Below are 20,686 nucleotides of genomic sequence, written 5' to 3'. Positions count from 1 at the left end.
TTACTGAACTATCACCTTTCTCGATCGCGCTGACTATCTTCTCTCGAAAATCCACCGAATAAGCTTTCATTTACGATCTACTTTTACAATGCTTGATTGTCCCACATTTAGATGCAAACCGCTGTATCTTCATCTTCTTCAATGATAATATTAATTTTGTAGGGCATTTTAAACCAGTATTTAGCAATAATCTAATTTTACTATCTTTGTTGTATCTGCCAAGATGTAGAAATTTATGTATTTTAACCCTACATAGAGCCAAAGAGCGATCGCTTTTTTTGGTTTCTACTTTTAATTTAATCTATATTAAACATATACTAAATAGTTACCTTTAATATTAAGTATTTTTGTATTAAAAGTAAATAAATATCTTTCAGAATAACTCAATTAAATTTGCAGATAAAGTCAGCTATATACTATGAAAATACGAAAAAAATTCCTATTTAGGGGTTTGATATTTGTTAGTTTTTCTATTTTGTTTTTTACTCCTGCTAATGCTGAATATAAACCAAATATCGGAGATACTGAAATTCAAAATCAATCTAATGATGAACCTATGAACAATTATAATTTACGTAATCGTCAGGAATTTCAGCCAATAAAACTAGAAATAAACAATACAAAATTAAAACCTTTTCCTGTACTATTACGAGATTCTATTAATAGTTATTCAGGTGGATTTAACAATTATCATACAGGTGATTATGGACAAAAGCTTATATTAGAATTTAGAATAAATTTTTGATTAAAAATTATTAAAATCAAAAAATAGTCAAATAATAAGTTTAACAGTTGACTCTATAAATTATATCTGTTTGAAAGAATGAAGGCTAAAACAAGAAATAATATTTTTTGATTTATCTTCTGACAATGAACTGAGAGTCTATAAAAAAAAGATTGATATATTTAATCTTTGTCATGTTTTATGTGTCTAATGTAATACTTTTCTACTTATTGATTTTACTGGCTTTCAGCAATAGACATTTGCCAAAAATACACTGAAATATTTAATCTGCCACAGTAAAGTTGCGCATCACGTTTTGTATTCATTTCTATCTATATTTACAATAGTTTAATTATAATAATTAAACTATTTTGATAATTTTATTTTTGTCATATTTGTAGAGTTAAGAGTGATTTTCCCAAGTTTTCATTAATTTCAATCAATAAGAAATAAATTTTAAATTGCAATATCTCTATGTCAGTTATATTAATAATTATAATTAGGTATTTGTGTTAACAATATATATAGATAGTGATTGCTGATTAGACAACAATTAGCCTTAAGCGATCGCATATAGCGACAATTATTTTATTTTGAATTAAAAAAAAGAGTTGGTAAAGCTAGATATATAAGTTACATTGACCTATACAATAGTAAGTTGCTTATTGCTGTTAACGAATTAACCTGCATTCAATCCTCCATTCATGAGTGACAACCAATCCAATCTATCTACCCAGTACGATCCCAAAGCAACAGAAGCTAAGTGGCAAGAATATTGGGAATCACGAGAAGTATTCAAAGCCTATACCAACCATTCTGGTGAACCATATTGTATTGTAATTCCGCCACCAAACGTTACGGGTAGCCTACACATGGGACACGCTTTTGAGGCATCTTTAATAGATACCTTAACTCGTTACCACAGAATGATTGGGCGCAACACTTTATGGTTGCCAGGTACAGATCATGCGAGCATAGCAGTTAGCACTATTCTAGATAAGCAGCTAAAAGCGGAAAGTCAAACCAAACAGGATTTAGGTAGAGAAGAATATCTTAAACGAGCCTGGGCATGGAAAGAGCAATCAGGAGATACTATTGTTAACCAGTTGAGAAGCCTGGGGGTTTCTGTTGACTGGACAAGAGAAAGATTCACTATGGATGAAGGGTTATCCCATGCAGTTAAAACTGCTTTCATCCAACTATATGAAGAGGGTTTAATTTATCGGGGAAATTATTTAGTAAACTGGTGTCCCGCTTCTGAATCAGCAGTATCTGATGTTGAGATTGAAAATAAAGATGTTGATGGTCATCTCTGGTATTTCCGCTATCCTTTAACTGATGGTAGTGGCACTTTAGAAGTAGCGACAACTCGCCCTGAAACCATGTTAGGAGATACAGGAGTTGCTGTTAACCCTAATGATAAGCGTTACCAAGATTTGATTGGGAAGACTGTTACTTTACCCATTGTGGGGCGGGAAATTCGGATCGTTGCTGATGAATTTGTCGATATGGATTTTGGGACAGGATGCGTTAAAATAACCCCCGCTCACGATCCTAATGATTTTGAAATGGGTCAACGCCACAACTTACCCGCGATCAATATCATGAATAAAGATGGCTCTTTGAATGAAAATGCAGGAGAGTTTGCCGGACAAGATCGCTTTGTAGCACGCAAAAATGTGGTTAAAAAGTTACAAGAGTTAGGGGTTTTAGTCAAAACAGAAGACTATAGCCATAGCGTACCATTCAGCGATCGCGGAAAAGTACCCATTGAACCTTTATTATCTACGCAATGGTTTGTCAAAATAGAGTCATTGAGTCAAAAAGCCTTAAAATTTCTTGATGAAAAAAACGATCCTCGCTATGTACCCGATCGCTGGAAAAAGGTTTATCGTGATTGGTTAGTTAAACTTAGAGACTGGTGTGTCTCCCGTCAGTTATGGTGGGGTCATCAAATTCCTGCTTGGTATGTTGTTTCGGAAACCGCAGGAGAAATTAAAGATGATACTCCCTTTGTAGTGGCATATAACGAAGAAGAAGCAGAAAAAGAAGCTGTAGCTAAGTATGGCGCAGATATTACCCTCAAACAAGAGCCTGATGTTTTAGATACCTGGTTTTCTTCTGGTTTATGGCCCTTTTCTACTATGGGATGGCCCGAAAATACTCAAGATCTAGAAACTTATTATCCTACATCTACCCTGGTTACAGGCTTTGATATTATCTTCTTCTGGGTTGCTCGCATGACCATGCTGGGGGGACACTTTACAGATAAGATGCCTTTTAGTGATGTTTATATTCACGGGCTTGTTTTAGATGAAAAAGGACAGAAAATGTCCAAAACTAAAGGCAATGGTATCGACCCCCTATTAATGATCGATAAATATGGTGCTGATGCGTTGCGCTTTACCCTCATTAAAAAAGTAGCTGGTGCAGGACAAAATATCAGCTTCGATTATGACCGTGACAAAGATGAATCCATATCTGTAGAAGCTTCTCGTAACTTCGCTAACAAGCTGTGGAATGCTGCGCGATTTGTCATGATGAATCTAGATGGTAAAACCCCCAATGACCTTAATTCTGCGGGAATAGTTGAATCATCCAATCTCGAAAAAAGCGATCGCTGGATTGTATCTCGTTTCTTGCAAACCGTTAAACAAACTAGAGAGCAAATTACTGGTTATAGTTTAGGAGAAGCAGCCAACGGACTCTATAACTTTATTTGGGGTGATTTCTGCGACTGGTATATCGAGTTAGTCAAATCCCGTCTCTGGGAAGACAAAAACGCTCCCACTCGTCAAATAGCACAGCAAACATTAGCATATATCCTAGAAGGAACGCTCAAATTATTGCATCCATTCATGCCTCATATTACCGAGGAAATTTGGCAAACCCTTACCCAGGCTAAAGGTAACCAAGTAATTGCTTTACAGTCTTATCCTGAAGTAACAGACAGTTTAATTGATACCTCTTTAGAGTCTAGCTTCGAGTTGGTGTTTGGTGTGATTCGTACTATTCGTAACCTCCGTGCTGAAACTGCTATTAAACAAGGATCGAAAATTACCACAATTCTGCAAACAGAAAGCGACACCGAAATTGCTAGTCTGCAACCAGTTACCGACTATATTAAAAATATTGCCAAAATAGAACAACTGACTATTACTAAAACTCTACCAGAAAATCTCGGACAAGTAATTGTTAGTGTATGTGGCACAGTCCAAGTTATTATACCCTTGACAGGAATCGTAGATATTACAGTACTGCGTAGTAAATTAGAAAAGAATCTCGCTAAAGTAGGGAAAGAAATAAAATCTTTATCTGGTCGTTTAAACAATACTGGTTTTGTTAATAAAGCACCAGCAGAGGTTATTCAAGCTGCTAAAGAATCCTTAGCAGAAGCTCAAAAACAAGCATCAATATTGCAAGATCGTTTAAAAAATCTTGAATAAATATTAAGTAGTCTTTATTACCAGCAATCGCCATAATTCAAAGGTCTTACTAAATGAAATAGCTATATTCAATCGTTTTTATTTCAGACAGAACAAACTAACCAAAAAATCATTAATCAAGATGTCATTTAGTGATGTTACACTTAGCGCAAGTTCAAAAAAATCCGACTTCAGGAAATCTCGAACTACAAGTAATTGCTTCCCAAATAGATGATAGTGTTTGGGAAGTAGACAACTCCACACTTATTCCTCTGACAGAGGAAATTTCTCTGGTAGAAAGTGCATTAGTTTTATTGGAAAAAGAATCAGATAATAGTATTACTAAGATTCAGCCAGCTACAGACTGGATTCTTAGTTTGTTGCAAAAACATTTCACTAAAAATGCTATTAGTCCCCAATTAGTAGCAGCAGAACAATCTAAAATAGAAGAATGGCGACAAGAAATTACAGTGCAGAATTTGGAACTAAATAGACGTTTTTTAGAAATTGAAACTCGTCGCGAGCAGTTACAAGAGTTAGAGCAATCTTTAAAACACGAACAAGAACAACTGCAATTAATGGCAAATCGCTTAAAACAACAATTTTAAATTATTGATCGTTTAAAATTTATGGTTTCAATTGATTATTTTGTAAATATAAAATTTAAAAGAGTTACAAATAATTGCGAATTGTTGCACTTTGAGACTCGATCGTTGAAGTATTTCTATCTCACTGATTACTGATTACTAATTACTGAAAAACACGAGGTAACTCAATCAAAAATAGTGTGACATCTGGTCTGCTCTCTACAGTAATTGTTCCCTGTATTAATTCTAGTAGTCTCTTGACTAGATATAACCCTAACCCAGTTCCTCCATGTTGCCAGGGGTCGTTATTAGGAACACGATAAAAACGTTCAAAAATACGCTTTTGTTCTTCAGGGGGAATTTCAATCCCCGAATTACGAATACTTAAATTGATTGTTTTTTCGGTAGCTGTAGCTTTGATTAAAATTGTTTCTTGTGCTGGAGTATATTTGCAAGCATTATTAATTAATTCTTGAACAATTCTTTCTAAAATAAAAGGATCGCCTTTCCATGATGGTAAATCTGAAGCAATCTCTATCATTAATTGTTGTTGCTGCGTTTCTGCTCGCTCTTGAAAGGGTTTAATAATTTCAGGAATCCAAGTTTGTAGATCGATCCAATCCATTACCAAAGTTTCTGCTTGAGCATCTAAATGGCATAAAGTAAGTAAGTCATCAATTAACTGATTTTGTCGGTTGCAAGATTGACGAAAAATAGTCAACACTCTCTGAAACACAGCAGATCGAGGTTGAGGATATTCGGTCAACAAAAGTTTCTCTAATGTTTGCACTGCTAATTGAATTCTACTCATTGGCGATCGCAATTCATGGGAAATCGTCTTCAAAAAATCGTCTTTAAGGCGATTCAGCTTTGCCAATTCTTTGACTTGTATTTGAGATGTTTGATAAAGTCTTGCTTGACGAATTGCGATCGCACACTGGTTGGCAATTTGCTCTACTAGCTTAATTTCCCAAGGGTTAAAGATTTCTTCTGGTGGTCTGAATAACCAGAGACTACCCATAATATTAATTGGCTCTTGATTGTCAAATATCGGACAAACTAAACAAGTTCTTTGTTCATTAGCTGAATCCTTTTGAGTGATTTGAGTTACAAACTGCAAGGATATTTTTTGTACTAATTGCCGATAAATACGATCGAAATCAGCAATTTGTCTGAAGATACCTTCTGTTGAATTAATGATTCTACCTTGTTCGTTGACAATTATCGAGCCTTGGCGATTTTGGCTTTGCTGAGGCTCTGCGCGAACAGCAGAGAGGGTGCATTCGCGATCTTTATTATAAAATTCAATCTGACAACCATTAAGAGCTAAAACTCTAATTAATTCATGGGTAATGGTTTCGAGAACTTGTTGTTCATTCAGACTATCCCTAATTCTTTCGGTAATACGTCTAATGGAAGCTTCAGAACCTAAAGCCTGTTGCAACTTAGTTTCTACTTGTTGACGAGAGCATATTTCTGCTTGTAATTCTTGATTGCGATCTAGTAAGTGCTGACGAACATCACGTAATGTTAAATGAGTTTTGATGCGAGCAATCACCTCTTGTCGATCTATAGGTTTGGTGATGTAGTCTACACCCCCCACAGCAAAACCTTCAATCTTATGAGTGGTTTCTGATAAAGCAGTTAAGAAAATGATGGGAATTTCTCTAGTAAATTTTTGACTTTTTAACTGACGACAAATCTCAAAGCCATTAATATCAGGCATTAAGATATCTAACAAAATTAAGTCAGGAGTCATCCTTTTTTCGTCTTGAGAAAGCAGGACTTGGGGATAACCGCCTTCATCGGTCAGAGAATTAATTATTTTTAAGGCTCGCTTGCCATTTTGAGCCAACAAGACAGTAAATCCTGCGTTTTCTAAATAGGCAAATAACACCTGAAGATTACTAGGAGTGTCATCCACAACCAACACTGTCTTAAAATCAGCAGCTTTGAGGTTCATTAACTAATATCGGAAAAAGCAGGTTTATACATTTTCGCTATTCAAACTTCAGTAGCTAGCGCGATCGCCGTCTAGAGAGCAGAAATGGGGTTGAGCATCGAAGTATATTCTAGATTTTATCCAATTACAGTGCTTTTCTCAAATCTGATAATTTTTTCAATTAGTCGTTAACAATTATATCAAGTGTTGATAATTACTTTAACTTTAAATAAAGTTTTCCCCTATTTCCCCCTCATCCACAACAAATAAGCTGTTCAATCGAACCTAATACTGGTAGTTATTGGTGAAGTGATTGGCTTTTCGTTATTCTTTAGTTACTACGAATGAACATAGATAATTTATTTCCTGCTAGCTGTAACCTAATTACCATTGGTGACAAGTTAAGAAAAAGTACAAATTGTCAAATGTACTGAAACGAGGGAGTTAACAGCATTCTAAACTCGATAGTGGAAAGAGATTGGTAATATTGGCGAACGCTAATAACGAAATGGCACATTCACAGAAAAGTATCAGAGATCATGCTCGAAATAGAACTCATCCAAATGTCGATAACGAAGCAATTTCGCGGCAATTAGAACAATTGTTGAAGCCTTGTGTTTACAATCAGCTATCCTATTATCGCTCATTGGGAATGAGAGAGAGAATTTTAGGATTGCCTCTAATGCTGGCAGCAGTATTAACTCTTGTTTGGAGGCAAGTACCTTCGGCGAGGGAACTAAATCGAATGTTAGCCAGAGAAAATTTGCTCTGGGCAAAAGTTACGAAAGTGTCTCAACAAGCTTTATCTCAGAGACTGTTAACGTTTCCTGCTTCAATGTTTGAGCGTGTCTTGACTGATTTGTTAGTCACTCTCAACCAGAAGTGGCATCAAAGAAAAAAGCGAACTCTGCCTTTGAGTGTGAATTATGCCAACCAACATTTTGAGCGACTGTGGATTGTTGATGCTTCAACATTGGAGGCATTGTTTCGCAAGCTCAAAAGTCTTGAAAATTCCAACTTGGGTCAACTAGCAGGGCGAATTTGCGCTGTTGTAGACCTTGAAACTCGTTATCCAGTACAGACTTGGTTTGACGAACGACCCTATGCTCACGAGAGTAATTTTGTGCCAAACTTGCTCGAACTAGTTACGCCCAAAACATTGCTGCTGCTAGACCGAGGATTCTGGCATTATCGCTTGTTCGAGCAGCTAATCCTAGCTCAATCTGATTTTATTACTCGACTCAAATCCAACGCTAAATATGAATCAATTTCAATCCTCAGCCAGTCTTCAACTCATCGAGATACTTTAGTCCGTCTGGGTACTGGTTATCAAGGTAATCCGATTCTCGCTCTGCGTTTGGTCGAGATTCGTCACGGTAATAATTGGTATCGCTATCTGACTTCAGTACTCCATCCTGATGTCTTACCTCCATATGTTGTGGGCGATCTTTACTCCCGTCGTTGGCGTATTGAAGAAAGCTTTCTTAAACTCAAGCGTTTGTTAGGTCTAAGTTATCTTTGGACTGGCTCGATTAATGGTATTAAGCTCCAACTCTGGGCTACATGGCTTTTTTATGTAATTCTGATTGATTTGTCTGATGAGGTTGCTGACGAGTTGAGTTTGCCTATGAATTCTATTTCTGTCGAAATGGTTTTTCGCGGAATTTATCACTTTACCCAAGCCTTGAATCAAGGAAATGTTACTGGTATTGTTAGCTATTTAACCGCACCTGAAAATCATGACTTGGGGGTAGTCAAATCCTCTCGCCCAAAACGAGCTAAACCACCGCTTGATTTATCTCCGAGTCCCTCTTGACAACTGGCTTTCAGCATTAACTTGTCACCAATGCCTAATTACCTATTACTTATTGCATAATTTATGGGCTACACCTTACCTGTATTCGCTTGTGCTTCTGCCATTGCAGCTTTCCTTCATTTACAAAAAGTTAAGACCAAAGAATTTGTTACAGTAGACTTGATTAAACCACCACAAAAAGTTGATATTTCCATCGAACAAGTAGCTAGACTTAATTCACAAACTGCTTTAGCCATTACCCGCAGCGACCCAGGAGAGCATTTAGATATTACGCGTAACACTCCAGTATGGGCATTAGTAAGTATTGAACAATCATTAATAGATAGTCCGCAAATTGAGATTGAGGGAGGGGAAGGAATTGGCATTCAAACCCAGAATAACAACCAAGCAGCCATTTACAGTTACGCCAAAGAATTAATTATTCATAATTTGCAATCTTTATTGAAAAAGTCCGAAAAAATTGTAATCAGAATTATTCTTCCTGAAGGTCGTAAACTGGGCTTGAAAACATCTAATTCAGCTTTCGGAGTAGTAGAAGGTTTATCTTTATTAGGTACAACAGGTATTGTGCAACCTCTGACTGCACCCAGTCAGCTAGAGGCATATCAAACGGAATTAGTGGCTAAAGCAAAAAAACATGATTTTTTAATATTTTGTATTGGGGAAAATGGTTTAGATTTGGCAACTAAATGGGGTATAGATCCCGATAAATTAGTAAAAACAGCTAATTGGCTTGGCTCAATGCTGGTTACCGCAGCAGCACATCAGGTAAAATCAATTATCTTGCTTGGTTATCATGGGAAATTAATCAAACTAGCTGGCGGAATTTGGCATACCCATCATCATTTAGCCGATGGTCGTTTGGAAATTTTAACCTCCTATTGCGCTCGTTATGGTTTGGAAACTACCAAAATTGAACAAATAGCTGATAGTGCAACTACAGAATCGGCTTTGCAACTATTAAGACAATGGGACGGGGAAGATAACAGTAATCGAGTAAAATCAATTTATAAAGCGATCGCAGAATCGATAGATCGACGCTCTCAAGCATATATCAGCAAGCATACAGAACAAACAACTCAAGTAGGTTCTATTCTATTTGATCGCCAAAGAAAAATTATTCAAAAAAGCCTATATGCCGAAAAAGAATTTACCAAATTATGTTAGCATTATGGGTATATTTAGCTACAAGGCTGATAAAAGTTAGTATATACCGCAAGTATTGTAACCTAAAAAAAATCAGCCTGAAGTGTAAAGCTTACCTTTTGTAATTATTTTTTACTCGTTCATCTACACAAACTACCTAAATATATAGTGACTATCCAGACAGAATCGGTTGCGACCGCAACCCAGAATTCGCCTAACTCCAGTGCGGAAAATAGCTTTAACCGCCAAACCATTGCGATTATTGATTTTGGTTCTCAGTACTCTGAATTAATTGCTCGTCGTATTCGAGAAACCCAAGTATACTCAGAAGTTATTTCTTATCGCACTACCGCAGAGCAGTTACGAAACCTCGATCCCAAAGGAATTATACTTTCAGGGGGTCCTAGCTCTGTTTATGATGAGTACGCGCCAAAATGTGACCCTGAAATTTGGAATTTAGGCATTCCCATTTTAGGTGTTTGCTATGGAATGCAGTTAATGGTGAAGCAGTTAGGAGGACACGTAGAGCGAGCAAAGCGAGGAGAATACGGTAAAGCTGCAATTCACATTGATGACCCCACAGACTTATTAACTAATGTAGAAGATGACTCTACTATGTGGATGAGTCATGGAGACTCTTGTACCGAGCTTCCTGAAGGATTTTCTGTTTTAGCTCATACCAATAATACTGCTTGTGCAGCGATCTCTAATCATGAGAAAAAATTATTTGGCGTGCAATTCCATCCTGAAGTAGTTCATTCTCAAGGGGGTATTGCTCTGATTCGCAACTTTGTTTATCATGTGTGCGAATGCGAACCTACTTGGACAACAGAAGCTTTTGTTGAAGAATCCATTCGGGAAATCAAAGCCAAAGTAGGAGATAAAAAAGTATTACTAGCTCTTTCTGGGGGTGTAGATTCATCTACCCTAGCCTTTTTACTTCATAGAGCGATCGGTGATAAAGTTACCTGTATGTTTATCGATCAGGGTTTCATGCGTAAAGGTGAGCCTGAAAGATTAATGGAAATATTCGATCGACAATTTAATATTCCTGTGGCTTATGTTAATGCCAGAGAAAGATTCTTAGACAAAATGGAAGGAGTAACTGACCCAGAAATTAAACGTCGCTTGATTGGACATGAGTTTATTCATGTTTTTGAATCAGAATCAGAAAAATTAGGACCTTTTGATTATCTGGCACAAGGTACACTCTATCCTGATGTTATTGAGTCTGCTGATACTAACGTCGATCCCAAAACTGGTGAAAGAGTAGCGGTTAAAATTAAGAGTCATCATAATGTAGGTGGTTTACCTGAAAACCTCCGTTTCAAATTAGTAGAGCCTTTACGCAAACTGTTTAAAGACGAAGTGAGAAAAGTTGCTCGCTCTATTGGTTTACCAGAAGAAATTGTTCGTCGTCATCCTTTTCCTGGTCCTGGTTTAGCAATTCGCATTATTGGGGAAGTAACCTCAGAAAGATTAAACATCCTGCGGGATGCTGATTTTATCGTTCGTGATGAAATTAGTAAACAAGGAGTCTATCATGATTATTGGCAAGCTTTTGCTGTGCTATTACCCATCCGCAGCGTGGGAGTTATGGGAGACAAGCGCACCTATGCACATCCAGTTGTTTTACGCTTTATCACCAGCGAAGATGGAATGACTGCTGACTGGGCAAAAGTTCCTTATGATTTGTTAGAAACTCTTTCTAATCGCATTGTCAATGAGGTCAAGGGGGTCAACCGAGTGGTTTATGATATTACTTCCAAACCACCTGGAACAATCGAATGGGAATAGAAATTAAGAGAGAAGGAGTAAGAAAAAAATTCTGATAATCCTTACTTTCTAGTTCACCACAATTGGATAACATTTTCCTGTAGGATGGGTTAGACAGTTATCTGCTTAGATGTTTAATTTTTAAGTTATTAATCTGTCTTAACTCATCTATTTTTTTGACTGTGTCAGTAGGCTAAGCAAATTCCACGAAAGTTAAAACCTGCTCTGTATAACGAGATTTGAGCCTTTGAATTATTTAAGAAAGCAACACTATCTTGTTCCTTCAGGACGAAAAATAAAAATTTAACTATAACTTTTTCTTACGCCGTAGGCGTTTTAATAAGATGCCAAAGCTTAGTTTGAGTGGTATTAACAGGTGTTGTCTGCCGTTTCCAATCATAAGAATCTTTGAGCTTATAATCAGGATAATTGCCGAGAAAATAGTCTAGTAATTTCTGAGATTTATAAATAAATACGTTATTAAAGTCCTTGTCAATAAAATTTACTTTTTGCTCACTACGTATATCTTGCATCACAACATCAGAAGCTAGTACATGAGAAAGAGTAATCAGATTAAACCAGGGAGCTATAACCAGAGCATGGTCAGTTTGATTAACAACTTTAGCTACTTCAGAATGATAGTATTCAGCATACTTATTCCACCAAGTATCTGTCTGAGTATAAACTGCACCAGACAAAAGGCCACTGGTAATTAGGGCTAATACTGTTATCTGCCAAAACTTCTGTTGCCAAATTTTTTGAGATAGTGAAGAAATTTTAGTAGCCAGAAGATAAGCAATAGCTATTTGAATACCTAAATAACAAGGAATGAGATATCTAACGGGAGTCGATCCTTGACCCCCTAAAATCACGTCTGGAATTGCTAAAAATAGCCCTAGGGTTCCAGTTAAAGTGTAAATGAACAACCACACTTGCTTTTGAGTATGACGATAGAGAAAATAGAGAGAATATACGACTAAAATCAAGATTGGCAGATAAAACCATAAATTTTTATAGCTAAAGCTGTCATTAAAATCGATAAAAACACGACTCAGATTAAGAATCCATGTTTGAGCTAAAGAGGGAAAAGGTGTATGAGATGACATACCACAATGCTTTCTATTCCACCCTGTCCAACATGGCGGTGAAGGCAATCCTTTACCACTGGCAATTCTCCCGAATCCGAACAGTAGAAATCCCATGGTAAAAACAAGCAGACGAGGAATAATCTTTTTACCTAATTGCAGCTTTTGTTGGGTTAATTTTTCGGTAACTAGATAAATACCATGTCCCATCGCAACGATTATGGAAAACAAATGGGTGTAGAGTGTTAACGTTAGTGTTGCTGCATACACAATCCAGTTAAAGGTTTTATTGACTCGTATTGCTCGCAATAATGCCCAACAAGAGAGTAGGACAGTTACAGTCCACATACTATATTCTCGCAATAATGCCCAACAAGAGAGTAGGACAGTTACAGTCCACATACTATATTCTCTTGCTTCTTGAGCGTAAATAATCTGTAACGGAGAGATAGCCATCAGTGAAACTGCCATCCAACCCACTAACGGAGATTCAAATAATTCCCAACATAGTAAATATATACAAGGAAGTGCCAACAAGCTCATCAGAGCAGATACACCTCTAGGGGTAGTTACGCGATCGCTCAATAGCTCCATCCAAGATCGCCCCATTAGATGATATAGGGGAGAACGTAAGCCCTTTTTCATTAAGTTCATTAAATCTTGTTCGGGAGCAGGAAGCTGGTATTTTTGTACCTCTTCAACGGTAAAAATTTTACTTTGGCTAAGTACTTCTCTAACTTCTTTTGAAGTGTAGCCAGCAATTCGATGTGAAGTTAATGATTCATCACCCCAATAGGGTTTTTGTTCGAGATTAGCAAATCGAAAAAACACTCCTGAAACTAGCACAATGATAATTAAGATTCGCCACCAGTTAATATAAAATTTTTTTTGTCTCATTTATAAAATACTTCTTTAACAACTCAGCAAACTTAGATTATTCTTTTCTTACTTTGGTTACCTTTTGTCTTATTCAATCTGTTGCGATCTTTTCCGATATATCTTTCGCACGCGATAAATTGGTCGAGACTGAGATTCGTGATAGGTTCGCATTAACAACTCAGCCAGTAGCCCAAAGCAAAATAGTTGCACTCCTGTGAGAATCAGCACCACAGTTAAAAACAGTAAAGGGCGATCGCCAATACTCAAGTTGAGAACAAGTTTGACAAAAGTTAGGTATATTCCTAATAATGTCCCCGCAGACATGGAGAGAAAACCCAGTAAGCCAAAAACGTGCATTGGTCTGGTTAAAAAGGTTTTCATAAAAGCGATAGTGAATAAATCCATCACCACTCGTAGGGTACGTCCTAAGCCATATTTACTTTGACCATAACGACGAGCTTGGTGTCCCACAGGAATTTCCGCGATTTTTGCTCCTTCAATAAAAGCTAAAGCTGGTAAGAAGCGATGTAATTCTCCATAAAGGTTCATATCTGCAATTAATTCTGCTCGATAAGCTTTGAGAGAACAACCATAGTCATGTAATTGGACTCCTGTAACACGTCCGATTAGCCAGTTGGCAATTTTGGAAGGGAGTAGTCGAGTCAAAGCAGCATCTTGTCTATTTTTACGCCAACCACTAACTAAATCGTAGCCTTCTTCTAACTTGGCTAGGAGTTGAGGAATATCAGCAGGGTTATTTTGGAGATCGCCGTCTAGAGTAACAATTACTTTACCTTTAGCGTGTTTGAATCCAGCAGCCATTGATGCCGTTTGACCGTAATTGCGACGCAGAATAATCGCTTGTAAATCGTTGCGAATCCGAGCTAATTGTTTGAGCAGTTCAGTCGAGCCATCAGTCGAGCCATCATCGATACAAATAATTTCGTAGTTAAGCTGATTCTGTTTTAAAGTAGTTGCGATCGCTCTAATTAGTTCTGGGATACTATCTACTTCATTATAAATCGGTACAACTACTGATAATTCTAGTTCGGAAACATTTGACCAGTTGAGATTGTCTATTTTCGGACGATAACTATATTGAAAAGCTTTAGTAGAGGATTGCATATTTATCTATTTTCTCTAAGTTTAATTTTCAAAAAATAATTTGCAGCTATGTTTCAGATTTTTTATAAGTAGCAGCAAGCAATTTATAAAAGATATCAAACGAGTAACTAGTTAACTGTAAATTACTTTATCTAAGTGCTTCTTCCATATAGTAATCGGTAAAATTATCACTGGGTTGTTAAATACTGGTAATAATACTGATTCTTTACAAAAAACTGTAATTATATGTTGCGTTAGTGAACCAAAAACTATCAAATTAAGATGATTCTTTTGTCTTTATTGTTTTTTTAAGATAATCAAAAATTAATTCATCATAGTTTGATATTTATTACCTATATTTACAGTATAACGGTAATCAAGGACTAGAAAATATACGGTTAAAACTTATTTAGTATTCTGGTCAAAAGTTTATTATGAATCACAATAGAACTTATTCGCTCAAGCAAAAAACTCAATTTCAAGATTATCTAGAAAACAAAAATCGCTTTAATATTTTATTTTTAATTCCCCATCCTTTTTATCAAGAACGAGGCTCGCCGATCGCGGATGATATGGTTTTAAGAATTTTATCTGAGCGAGAAGAAGATGTTGATGTCATCGCTTATCCTGAAGGTAGAGACATCGACTATAAAAATATTACTCTACATCGAACAATTAAAATTCCTTTGATACGTAATATTCCTCCTGGATTTTCTTGGAAAAAAATTATTTACGATCTTTTGATTTTTTGGAAAGCTATTCAGTTAATTTTACGTAAAAAATACCACTTACTTCATGCGGTAGAAGAAACAGTTTTTATTGCTCTGATATTTAAAAAATTTTTAAACATTCCTTATGTTTATGATATGGATTCATCTTTAGCTCAGCAAATGATTGAAAAGTATTCTTTTTTAGCACCTTTAAAAGTTTTCTTTGAGTGGTTTGAAAAAATAGCTGTTAAAAATGCGGAAGTTGTAATGCCAGTTTGTCAAGCTCTAGCGGAAGATGTTATTAAGTATCAACCCAAAAGAGTAATGGTTCTTCCAGATGTCTCTCTTCTAACCTCAACTTAATAGAAATCATGCAAAATTTAAAATCTCAATTAAACATTAACAATCCAATCTTGATGTATGTTGGCAATCTGGAAAGTTATCAAGGCATCGATCTGCTATTAGAAAGTTTTGCTTTAGTACTTCAACAGACAAACCAAGTCGATCTAGTAATTATTGGTGGAGAGGTTGCCGATATTCAAAAATACCAGCAGAAAGCGAATCTTCTCAAACTTCAAGCTAAAGTGCATTTTTGCGGAGCTAGACCGACTAATCAACTAAGTCAATATCTTGCTCAAGCCGATATTTTGGTTTCCCCTCGAATCAAAGGTAAGAATACACCCATGAAAATATATTCTTATCTCGATAGCGGTAAAGCAGTTCTGGCAACCGATTTACCTACTCATACTCAAGTTATCGATCGCAGAGTAGGAATGCTGGCTCAACCCAATCCTAAAGATTTTGCTTCGGCTATGCTGAGTCTGATTAATAACCCTCGTTTAAGAACACAACTGGGAATTAGAGGCAAAAAATTAATTCAAGAAAAACATAGCTATCAAGCTTTTAGACAAAAGTTAAATACTGTTTATGATTGGCTCCAAGATTCAGTTAGTGACTCTCAAGCACAAGCTAGTTGGATCAGATAAATAAAGACATAATGAAAAGAAACTTAGTCCAGTTATCCGAAAATGTCTACGATCTAGTGATTGTTGGTGGTGGCATATATGGTGCTTGTGTAGCTTGGGAAGCCAGCCTTCGAGGTTTATCCGTAGCCTTAGTAGAAAAAGCAGATTTTGGCTCGGCGACTTCTGCCAATAGCTTCAAAATTATTCATGGTGGATTGCGCTATTTACAACAGGCTGATTTTAAGAGGATGCGGGAATCAATTCAAGAACGAACAACCCTCATGAGGATTGCTCCCCACTTGGTTCATCCACTACCAATATTAGTTCCCACCTATGGTCATGGAATTAAAGGAAAAGAAGCATTAGGTCTGGCAATGAAAATTAACGACCTGATTAGTTGCGATCGCAATCTACTTAACGATCCTCAAAAACATATTCCTCGTGGTCGTACAATCTCAACCCAAGAATGTCAGCAGCTATTACCCAATATTCCTCATCAAAGACTAACTGGAGGGGCAATTTTTCATGATGCTCAGGTCTATAATTCTGAAAGACTAACTCTGGCTTTTATTCGTTCTGCGGAGGAAGCTGGTGCTAAGGTGGCTAATTACACTGAAGTTATCGGATTTTTGCAAACAGGAAATTGTGTTGCTGGGGTTCAAGTCAAAGATACACTGACAGGAAATCAGTTTGAGATTCGTGCTAAAACAGTCGTTAATACTTGTGGTCCTTGGCTGAATCGAGTTTTAGGATTGCTGAAACCACAATCAGTAAAAATACAGTTTGCCAAAGCAATGAATCTTGTATTGCGACGCTCGCTGTTGGAAAATTATGCAGTGGGTCTGACTCATCGCGATCTCGCTTTGCGAGCCAGCGAAGCTGACCGCCAAAGTAAAAGTTCTCGTTTTCTGTTTATTGCTCCTTGGCAAAATAAATCGATGGTAGGAACTTATTACACTGCTTATGATGGAGAACCCGACGCTTTTCGTATTACGAATCAAGACATTACCAACTTTCTGGAGCAAATTAACCAAACTTATCCCTCAGCCAATTTAAAATTAGACGATGTTGCTTTTGTTCATGGCGGTTTGCTTCCTCAAACTGACTTTGATGCTCAAACAACAGAACCAGTCTTATCTAAACATTATCAGTTAAGAGATTACTCTCAAGAAGGATTAAAGGGATTAATCTCAGTAGTTGGCGTAAAATACACCACTGCCAGAGACGTGGCGCAAAAAACAGTAGATTTAATTTTTAAGTCCTGGAAACAAAAAACACCCCGTTCGATTTCGGCGCAAGTTCCCCTTTATGGCGGAAAAATTGCCAACTTTAACAGCTTTCTCGATCGGGCGATTAATAGTAATTCCTCTGGGTTAAGCAAAGGAGTTATTCGCCGTTTGGTTTATAACTACGGTTCAGCTTATCCTAATGTCCTCAAATATTTAAAGCAAGATGGAGATCGGGCTGTTCTGCAAGCGGAAGTTCTTTATGCAGTTCACGAAGAGATGGCTCAAAAATTAAGCGATGTAATCTTAAGAAGGACAGGATTAGGAAGTGCTGGATACCCAGGAGATCGAGAGCTTAAACTCTGCGCAGAAACTATGGGTAGAGAATTAGGGTGGAGCGATCGCAAGATCGAGCAAGAACTTGCAGAAATCGAGCGGGTTTATCCCAATTTATCGGTTGTTTCAGTGTAAAACTAACCTGAATTTGAGATAAGTTGAAAGTCTGATTGTACCTTGGCGAAAAATATTATTCTTGCGTAAAATTACAGCGAATTTCATTTCAATTTGAGACAGTACAATTCGTCCACAGATAAACACAGATAAACACAGATAAGTTAATTCTCTTTGTTATAAAACCAATGGATAATATGATGTATTAGATAGTTGTGCAAGACGCTGTATATACTAAATTACCTTCATCAGAACTGACTTTATTCCCTATTAATTATTATCTATTACCCATCACCTAATTTACTCTAAATCATGCCCTCTCCCATTGCTCACTCAGTTTCTGGATATTTACTTGCTAAGTTTTTACCTCTCAAAAAAATCAAATTTCCTTATTCTCACACTTGGTATTGGTTAACTTTTTATCCTGTTTTAATAGCTATTTTGGCTGACTTTGATTTTATTCCTCAAATAATTACAGGAAAAAATTTCCATCGTGGCTTGACCCATAGCTTGATGTTTGCTCTGCTTATCAGTCTTATTTTGGCATTGCCATTTAGTTATTTATGGAAATATTCCTATCGAGCAATTTTTTGGAGTAATTTCCTACTCTATTGTTCTCATTTATTATTAGATTTCTTTACTGCTGGTGGTAAAGGTATGGAATTATTATGGCCCTTTACCGATGTTTTTTTGAAGTCTCCTATTGCAATTTTTCCTGCTATTAATCATTCAGAAGGTTTATGGGAATTAAGTCACCTTAAAGCGATCGCCTTTGAATCCTTTTATTCAATTTTACTGTTTTGGTTGGTTTCACTGGTAAAAAATCGCCTTAATTCTCAAAAATCCAAAAATGTATTTTTAAAATCAATATCTAACCATTAAAAATCCAAGAATGTCAAGTATAAAAAATAATAAAAATCTCATTATTGCTGATGCTCACGTTCACATCAATGATTGCTTTGATCTAGAAAAAATGCTAAATGCATCTCTAGCTAATTTTCAGCAACATTCGCAACAACAAGGCTATCAAAATAATTTTACTGGTATTTTATTCCTTACAGAAACAAAAGAGCAGGATTGTTTTAATCAATTAGCGCAAGGAAAGAAAAAAGTCAAAAATTGGAGTTTTCAACCAACCTCAGAAAAATTATCATTATATGCCCATAACAATCTCAACCAAGGATTATTCTTAATTGCTGGTTGCCAAATTATTACAGCAGAAAACCTCGAAGTTTTAGCACTAATAACCGAACAAAAGTTTGAATATGATCTTCCATTAAAAGCAACAATTCAAGCAATAATTACAGCAGGTGGAATACCCATACTTCCTTGGGGCGTTGGTAAGTGGATCGGAAAAAGAGGCAAAATTTTGACCGATCTATTGCAAAAAAACGAGCTTTCTCCTATATTTCTTGGTGATAATAGTGGTCGTCCCAATTTTTGGTTAAGACCCCGTTGTTTTCAACAAGCAGAAACCAAAGGAATTAAAATATTACCAGGAAGCGACCCTCTTCCTTTAGTTTCTGAATATTCTCGTCCTGGTAGTTTTGGATTTACAATTCAAGACTCTTTAAGTTGCGAAAAACCAGGAAACCAGATCGAGCAGATGCTTCTCGATCCCCAGATACCTCTTCAACCTTACGGCTCTTTAGAGAATCCTTGGCGATTTCTTAGTAATCAGTTGGCAATTAGATACAGAAAAAATAACAATCAGAACTTTTCAAAAGCTAGCTGATTAACTAAACAATTAACCAAACACAAATTGTCAAACTTTTCTCAGCATTGTTCTAAAAATTAACTAATATCCGATGACTCAAGATTGTTAGTTTTAGCAGGATTTTAGGGAACTCTATAACTATATCTCTAGATATCGAGCGATAGAATTTATAGGAATTAGCTAGCTAATGGGCAAATTTTTGGTTACAGGTGGAAAAGGTTTTCTCGGTAGTCACATAGCCTCTCAATTATCAGCAATGGGAGAGAAAGTTCAAGTCTTGGCTAGACCTCCAGCTAAAGAAAGCCAAAATCGAGGCGCATCAGAAAGTAATGTGATCTGGGGAGATATTAGAGATCCCAAAGCTGTTGAACAAGCAGTGGCAGGAGTAGATAATATTATTCATCTGGTATCAAATTTTCGCAAAGGTGGCTCGGATGAAAAAGAAGCTTATGCTATTAATGTCGAAGGGACAAACAATGTTCTAGAGGCAGCAAAAAAGCATGGAGTTAAACATCTAATTCATTGCAGTACAATTGGCGTTCATGGCACTGTGTTGGAAATTCCCGCCAATGAAGAAACTTCTTTTAATCCAACAGACCTTTATCAAGAGACAAAATTAATAGCAGAGAAGCGAGTCTGGGAGTTTTATCGAGAAACTGGCTTACCGATTACTGTCATTCGCCCTATCTCATTATTTGGCCCTGGCGATTTGCGAATGTTAAAGCTATTTCGGATGATTCAGAAAGGTCGATTTGTCATTGTTGGAGATGGAGAAGTTTTGTTTCATCCTGCTTATATTGACGATGTTGTTCGAGGTTTTCTACTTTGTCTGAATAACGAAAAAGCAATTGGAGAAGCTTTTATTATTGGCGGTGAAGGGTATTTAACGTTAAATGAGTTATGTCAGTTGATTGCAGATGAACTTAAGGTAGCTCCCCCTAAGATTAAAGTTCCTTTGACACCAGTATTAATTTTAGCGGGTCTATGCGAAAAGCTTTGTGAACCCTTTGGTATCGAACCGCCACTACACAAACGTAGAGTTAGCTTTTTTCAAAACAATCGAGCATTCTCCATCGACAAAGCCAAAAAAGTTTTAGGCTACGAACCACAATACTCTCTTCAAGAAGGAATTCA

General features: G+C 36.6%; 15 protein-coding genes. 12 read left to right on the top strand and 3 right to left on the bottom strand.

Annotated features, from left to right (window positions below; all coding sequences use genetic code 11):
* Positions 1 to 418: 418 nt before the first annotated feature.
* The 3 genes from H1P_RS17665 (at position 419) to H1P_RS17655 (ending at position 4,757) form a co-directional block, all read left to right on the top strand.
* The gene (locus tag H1P_RS17665) at positions 419 to 745 is read left to right on the top strand and encodes a hypothetical protein (protein ID WP_144869761.1); all 327 of its coding nucleotides are present in this window, start codon (positions 419 to 421) and stop codon (positions 743 to 745) included.
* Positions 746 to 1,428: 683 nt separating this feature from the next.
* Positions 1,429 to 4,170, top strand: a complete 2,742-nt coding sequence (locus H1P_RS17660; protein WP_144869759.1) for a valine--tRNA ligase — start codon at positions 1,429 to 1,431, stop codon at positions 4,168 to 4,170.
* A gap of 134 nt (positions 4,171 to 4,304) precedes the next feature.
* Positions 4,305 to 4,757 (top strand): hypothetical protein, encoded by a 453-nt coding sequence (locus tag H1P_RS17655; protein ID WP_144869757.1) that lies wholly within the window; start codon positions 4,305 to 4,307, stop codon positions 4,755 to 4,757.
* 142 nt (positions 4,758 to 4,899) lie between these two features.
* Here H1P_RS17655 and H1P_RS17650 read toward each other — a convergent pair whose 3' ends face one another.
* Positions 4,900 to 6,699 carry a response regulator gene (locus H1P_RS17650; RefSeq protein WP_144869755.1) on the bottom strand — a complete coding sequence of 600 codons (1,800 nt, stop codon included), beginning with the start codon at positions 6,697 to 6,699 and terminating at the stop codon, positions 4,900 to 4,902.
* 466 nt (positions 6,700 to 7,165) lie between these two features.
* On the opposite strand from H1P_RS17650, the gene H1P_RS17645 reads away from it, so the two are divergent.
* From H1P_RS17645 to guaA, 3 genes are all read left to right on the top strand, one after another.
* Positions 7,166 to 8,494: an IS4 family transposase gene (locus H1P_RS17645; protein ID WP_144869753.1), complete on the top strand. Its 1,329-nt coding sequence runs from the start codon at positions 7,166 to 7,168 to the stop codon at positions 8,492 to 8,494.
* Between the two features lie 63 nt (positions 8,495 to 8,557).
* Positions 8,558 to 9,661, top strand: a complete 1,104-nt coding sequence (gene cbiD, locus H1P_RS17640) for a cobalt-precorrin-5B (C(1))-methyltransferase CbiD (protein ID WP_144869751.1) — start codon at positions 8,558 to 8,560, stop codon at positions 9,659 to 9,661.
* 231 nt (positions 9,662 to 9,892) lie between these two features.
* Positions 9,893 to 11,437 carry a glutamine-hydrolyzing GMP synthase gene (guaA, locus tag H1P_RS17635; RefSeq protein ID WP_246141778.1) on the top strand — a complete coding sequence of 515 codons (1,545 nt, stop codon included), beginning with the start codon at positions 9,893 to 9,895 and terminating at the stop codon, positions 11,435 to 11,437.
* Positions 11,438 to 11,736: 299 nt separating this feature from the next.
* Here the strand turns inward: guaA and H1P_RS17630 are convergent, their stop codons facing one another.
* Both H1P_RS17630 and H1P_RS17625 read right to left on the bottom strand, forming a co-directional pair.
* Positions 11,737 to 13,398, bottom strand: a complete 1,662-nt coding sequence (locus tag H1P_RS17630) for a glycosyltransferase family 39 protein (RefSeq protein WP_144869747.1) — start codon at positions 13,396 to 13,398, stop codon at positions 11,737 to 11,739.
* Positions 13,399 to 13,467: 69 nt separating this feature from the next.
* The gene (locus H1P_RS17625; protein WP_144869745.1) at positions 13,468 to 14,505 is read right to left on the bottom strand and encodes a glycosyltransferase family 2 protein; all 1,038 of its coding nucleotides are present in this window, start codon (positions 14,503 to 14,505) and stop codon (positions 13,468 to 13,470) included.
* Between the two features lie 413 nt (positions 14,506 to 14,918).
* Between H1P_RS17625 and H1P_RS17620 the strand changes: the two genes are divergently transcribed.
* The 6 genes from H1P_RS17620 to H1P_RS17595 form a co-directional block, all read left to right on the top strand.
* Positions 14,919 to 15,557, top strand: a complete 639-nt coding sequence (locus tag H1P_RS17620; protein WP_144869743.1) for a glycosyltransferase family 4 protein — start codon at positions 14,919 to 14,921, stop codon at positions 15,555 to 15,557.
* Between the two features lie 8 nt (positions 15,558 to 15,565).
* Positions 15,566 to 16,180, top strand: coding sequence for a glycosyltransferase family 4 protein (locus H1P_RS17615; protein WP_144869741.1), 615 nt, complete (start codon positions 15,566 to 15,568; stop codon positions 16,178 to 16,180).
* An 11-nt stretch (positions 16,181 to 16,191) separates the two neighbouring features.
* Positions 16,192 to 17,856 carry a glycerol-3-phosphate dehydrogenase/oxidase gene (locus H1P_RS17610; protein ID WP_144869739.1) on the top strand — a complete coding sequence of 555 codons (1,665 nt, stop codon included), beginning with the start codon at positions 16,192 to 16,194 and terminating at the stop codon, positions 17,854 to 17,856.
* Positions 17,857 to 18,147: 291 nt separating this feature from the next.
* Positions 18,148 to 18,717 carry a metal-dependent hydrolase gene (locus H1P_RS17605; RefSeq protein ID WP_144869737.1) on the top strand — a complete coding sequence of 190 codons (570 nt, stop codon included), beginning with the start codon at positions 18,148 to 18,150 and terminating at the stop codon, positions 18,715 to 18,717.
* A gap of 10 nt (positions 18,718 to 18,727) precedes the next feature.
* Entirely contained in the window at positions 18,728 to 19,570 is an 843-nt protein-coding gene (locus tag H1P_RS17600) for a hypothetical protein (RefSeq protein WP_144869735.1), read from the top strand.
* A 169-nt stretch (positions 19,571 to 19,739) separates the two neighbouring features.
* The coding region (locus tag H1P_RS17595) for an NAD-dependent epimerase/dehydratase family protein (protein ID WP_144869733.1) at positions 19,740 to 20,686 on the top strand (947 nt) is incomplete at its 3' end.

Origin of the sequence: Hyella patelloides LEGE 07179 (assembly GCF_900659865.1) — a bacterium.
GTDB classification, from domain to species: Bacteria; Cyanobacteriota; Cyanobacteriia; order Cyanobacteriales; family Xenococcaceae; genus Hyella; species Hyella patelloides.
This window is presented reverse-complemented; position numbering and strand designations above follow the sequence as displayed.